The organism is Tranquillimonas alkanivorans, assembly GCF_900115595.1.
In the GTDB taxonomy this organism is placed as follows: Bacteria; Pseudomonadota; Alphaproteobacteria; order Rhodobacterales; family Rhodobacteraceae; genus Tranquillimonas; species Tranquillimonas alkanivorans.
On record NZ_FOXA01000067.1, the window covers coordinates 1 to 2,826 of the forward strand.

Consider the following 2,826-nt stretch of genomic DNA (forward strand, 5'->3'; position numbering starts at 1 on the left):
GCAGTGGATGGTGCAAAAGCGATGACCCCGCGCGCGCGCAGCATCTGTAAGCTCTCCGCCGCGCTCTACCCGTTCGGAGCGGGTGCGGCGGCGGTAATCCGCCCGAGGGTTTTCGTCATTGTAGTCCGGTGAGGAAGCATGTGGTCGATGAGCGAAGGCCATGTCACTCGCCCTTCATGCGCGCCGCGCGCAGCGCTTGCAGCCGGGCAAGGTCCTGGATCGTCGGCCGGAAAAGCCACCGGTTGCCGAGCTTGAAGCCGGGCCGGATTCCCTCCCGCGCCCGTTGCAGAAATATCTCGCGGTAATAACCGCCGCGGTGCGGATCGAGGAGTTGCAAGTCATCGATGCTCAGGAGGGGAGCGGCGAGAATTTCACGGTCGTCGTCGCTCCCGAGCGTCCACGCGGCCAGCGGGTCAGCGACCCTCTCGATCCCGAGGATGGTGAGCAGGTCGAAGTCCGGCTGGGTGCCGTCCGGCCCGTCGCTCCGGAGGCCGTGCTCCTTCCGGATGCGATCCACCGAAGCGCGGCTGCATTGCCAGCGCCCCTGCAGGTCCGCGTTGCGCAGCCACGGCGAAGGACACCGCTCGAGCGCCTCCGCGATCTGTCGCGCGTCGCCGCTTGGATTCTGCCGTGTCGTGCTCATGTCCGACCTTCCTTGAGAAGGAGTTCGGACCGGCGGGGTAGCAGCGGAAACGCGGGGCGCGCGACGTTGCCAGCCGTGTTCCGCAGCTTGGCTGCAAGCCCGCCACCAAATACACGCTTAGGAAGTTGGCCAAATCTTGCCCATAATCCTCGTGATCCTGGGCCTTTCAGCGCCATTTCAAGGAGTTGGTGGGCGGCTGGCCACGTGATGAGAAAGTGCGAATTTCGCCTTGTATTTCCTATGTTTGCGCGGCTATACCCGTCAGCGGAGACGTGGCCGAGTGGTCGAAGGCGCTCCCCTGCTAAGGGAGTAGACCCGAAAGGGTCTCGAGGGTTCGAATCCCTTCGTCTCCGCCACCTGAATTCCTTTTTTTATTGAAGTCCAGCGACTTAAAGGGCTGACAGGTGGTCGCGTCCCCCATTTCGTCCGCCACCACGTCGGAGATAGAAGTACGGCCGCTGCTGGCTGCAGCCGCGAATATCTACCCAACTGCGTTGACCTCCTCGCTCGACGGCGGGCACGGTGTCGGGACGGAATAAAGGATAATTAATGGACCGATGGCACCTTGGAGTGGCGATCGAGCAGACACTCACCTTCGAACTCGAAGGCGACGTGAAGCTCGACTTCGCCCGGGATGGCCTGCGGGCGGTCATGGACTTGCCGGTTCGCACTTTGCGCGCGTCTGGCCATGGCAGGCAGACGTCCCGGCCGCTTCCCGAAGCGGGGCGGCCCGCAGGAGACACCAGCAGCCTTCATGGCAAGAGGATACTTCTTGTTGAAGACGAGTATCTTGTCGCAAATGCGGCTCGCGAAGCGCTGCGGGCTGCGGGCTGCGGGCTGCGAGGTGACGGAACCCATTGCGTCGGTGAATGAGGCACTGCGTATTGCAGCATCGGAAGACTTTGACGGTGCCATCCTCGACATCAATCTGGCAGGCGATCGTGTCTGGCCCGCCGCCCGGGCACTTCAGGCGCGGAAAATTTCCTTCGTGTTCGCAACAGGGTACTCCAACACGGTCGACATGCCTTCAGATCGCCAGGACGCAAGGCGGATCGAAAAGCCTGCAACCGATGAGGCGCTTCTGGCGACCCTCGCGGCCTCGATGCAACCAACCGAACAAGGCTGATCCCGCGCTGGCTCTTTCTGTGCTCGCTTAATGGTCCACTAAGGGCTCGGATCGGACCTGCGGCGGCGCGGCGCGCTATGATGCAGCGCCGACAATCCTGCCGGTGATGAGGTGAAGTGCGGTGGCAAAGAGGAACCGCCATGTCTGGCAAGAACCTGCCCGCCGTTCGCGCTTGCCGGCCTGCCTGGAACAAGGGCCGCATCGTCGGCCAGAAGAGCCCGCTCCGGCCGAAACATGTCTGGGCGATCCGTGTGCGGCTTGAACTCGCTGCTCGTACCCGCGACGTCGCTCTCTTCAACCTCGCAATCGACAGCATGCTTCGCGGCTGCGATCTCGTGTGTCTGAGGGTGGCCGACGTCTTCTCCGCCGGTCGCGTGAAGGAGCGCGCTTCGATCACCCAGAGCAAACCCGTCGGCCAGTCCGGTTCGAGATCACCGAGGGCACGCGCTCGTCGCTCGCGGACTGGCTCGAAGACCTGGCGATGATCGGCTCAGAGTATCTGTGGCCTGGGCGCTTCCACGAGAGGCTCCACATCTCGACACGTCGGTATGCCCGCCTCGTCAGAGGATGGGTGAACTCGATCGGGCTGGAGCCCACTTCCTACGGGACCCACTCAATGCGTCGGACCAAGGTGGCACAGATCTACCGCAAGACCGGAAATCTCCGGGCTGTCCAACTACTTCTCGGTCACACGAAGATGGACAGCACCGTCCGTTACCTGGGCGTCGAGCTCGAGGACGCGCTCGCGATCTCGGAGGCCGCGAGATTTGAAGGCGGGGGCTGTCTTTTAAGGACGGCCCGCTCCTGCCGTTCAAAGTCGCCCGATGCTACGGCGCAGGTCCGCCCAATCTGCCATTCGCTGCATGCGCGCGAGCGGCACTGGCCGACGCAGGATGCTTGCCCCGCGAGGACGCACCGAAGATGGTACGGCTAAGGCACCGCCTCGGCGAGAACGGAACGCCGGCAACGGCGGAGAGAGCGAGAGAAACCACGTGCTCTACGAACTCGGCATACGCACCAACCTGCGCCTGTTCCTCGAGCAGCTTCTCCAGGTCTT

Annotated in this window: 2 protein-coding genes, 1 tRNA gene and 1 pseudogene; 3 read left to right on the forward strand and 1 reads right to left on the reverse strand. The window is 63.3% G+C overall.

Translation table 11 applies throughout. The features are described from left to right. Positions 1-163: 163 nt before the first annotated feature. Positions 164-643 carry a hypothetical protein gene (locus BM162_RS22055; protein ID WP_093426000.1) on the reverse strand — a complete coding sequence of 160 codons (480 nt, stop codon included), beginning with the start codon at positions 641-643 and terminating at the stop codon, positions 164-166. 266 nt (positions 644-909) lie between these two features. Between BM162_RS22055 and BM162_RS22060 the strand changes: the two genes are divergently transcribed. The 3 genes and pseudogenes from BM162_RS22060 to BM162_RS22070 all read left to right on the forward strand — a co-directional run. After that, a tRNA-Ser gene (locus BM162_RS22060) sits at positions 910-999 on the forward strand. Positions 1,000-1,418: 419 nt separating this feature from the next. Beyond that, entirely contained in the window at positions 1,419-1,769 is a 351-nt protein-coding gene (locus BM162_RS22065; RefSeq protein WP_143096307.1) for a response regulator, read from the forward strand. Positions 1,770-1,909: 140 nt separating this feature from the next. Then, positions 1,910-2,529, forward strand: a pseudogene (locus BM162_RS22070) (tyrosine-type recombinase/integrase); the annotation flags it as partial. Positions 2,530-2,826 lie beyond the last annotated feature (297 nt).

Bases quoted from the DNA above. Each gene is read 5' to 3' on its own strand.
- BM162_RS22055 (WP_093426000.1), bottom strand. From the start codon at position 643: ATGAGCACGACACGGCAGAATCCAAGCGGCGACGCGCGACAGATCGCG.